Source organism: Paraburkholderia sp. SIMBA_027 (assembly GCF_046535315.1).
Lineage (GTDB): Bacteria > Pseudomonadota > Gammaproteobacteria > Burkholderiales > Burkholderiaceae > Paraburkholderia > Paraburkholderia tropica.
In genome coordinates, this window is sequence record NZ_JAWRWY010000061.1 from 1 (window position 1) to 1,240 (window position 1,240).

The 1,240-nt window shown below is 57.6% G+C and carries 1 protein-coding gene; it reads right to left on the reverse strand.

Annotated features, from left to right (window positions below; genetic code table 11):
- Positions 1-153 precede the first annotated feature (153 nt).
- Positions 154-957 (reverse strand): TnsA endonuclease N-terminal domain-containing protein, encoded by an 804-nt coding sequence (locus SB764_RS38105; protein WP_410866476.1) that lies wholly within the window; start codon positions 955-957, stop codon positions 154-156.
- Positions 958-1,240: the final 283 nt, after the last annotated feature.

A 1,240-nucleotide genomic window follows, 5' to 3' on the forward strand; every position in this document is an offset into this window, starting at 1 on the left:
GTGGCCGTGATAAAGCGATTTCGTCTTCTTCATCGCTTCATTCTACTGCCACACCTCCAGCAACCTGACAGTGCCCGCGCCAGGCCATCGAACGGCAGTTCACTGGACAGAGCCTCGATGACCGTATTAGGCAACGCCGTAGTGTCGCCCATCTCAGGCCGCCTCCTTATAACGAACTGGACCGTCCGCCGCGGCCTGTATCCGGGGTGCGCGCAACGTCGCTTTCATCGGCGTTTCGAGATCGACGAGAAGTACCTTGTGCCAGACCAGATGCCTGAACAGCCTGACAGCGTCAGGGTAAGGCATGCGCAGCCGGTAACTCACGGTGCGAAGCAGCGAAGAGAGCGTCCGGTCGTGCGTCCCTGCTTCTGCGATACCCTCGACAAAACTGGTCTGCTGGCTGTTGTCCCGCAATTCCCGCGCGATTTCCGCGCCGCCACGAAGCCAGATGAGATTGCTTGCCTTCGTGGCGCTCATGCTCGTTTCAGTGACGAGCTTCCAGTCCACGCCGCGCTGAGCCCAGAAAGCTCTTTCGAGTTCGAGTTTTTCGAGTGTACGAGAGAGCCTGCTACCGGGCGTCAGTTCGTCCGCGTATTTGACTGTCCGCGCGAACTCACGAACCGAACCGTCGCCTTCCTTCACGGTGACGACGAAATCGGTCGTCATCACGAAAGGAATGGTTGTCCCCGCATAGAGCGGATAGCGGATGCCCCTCCGCCTGGCGATATCCTGAACCGACGCCACCGGAAAGAGCGGGAACTGCTCCCGGATATCGACGACGCGCTCAGAAAATTCGAGCGCGACAAGATAGCTATACTCAAGATCGGAAAGCACGTGATGGACGCGCCCCGTCTTGAGACCATGAACCTTTCGCGAGCGGCCACGTGATGGGACATCCTGCACGCGAAGCCACGGTTTGTAGTCGGCACCGACGCCTTGTCCGTAGCCCTGCGCCACGTACCGCTCGATGTCCTGCTGAGTCCTGAAACGCCGTGCCCGCATACCCGTCCCGTTGAATGAGAGGCAGCAGGATAACGGCAGCCAACCAGCTTGTGTCAGACTCTATTGTTTTGTGTCGAACTGTATTGTCTTGTGTCAATCTTTATTGTTCGTTCACAGCTACTACTACAAAAATTGCCTTCTTCATCGTCTTTCCGAGTTTCCTAGAGCGTGTTAGGCACTTGCGGCCAGACCTGGTATCCTGGCCAGATGGCAAAACGCAGACCCTACCCGACGGATG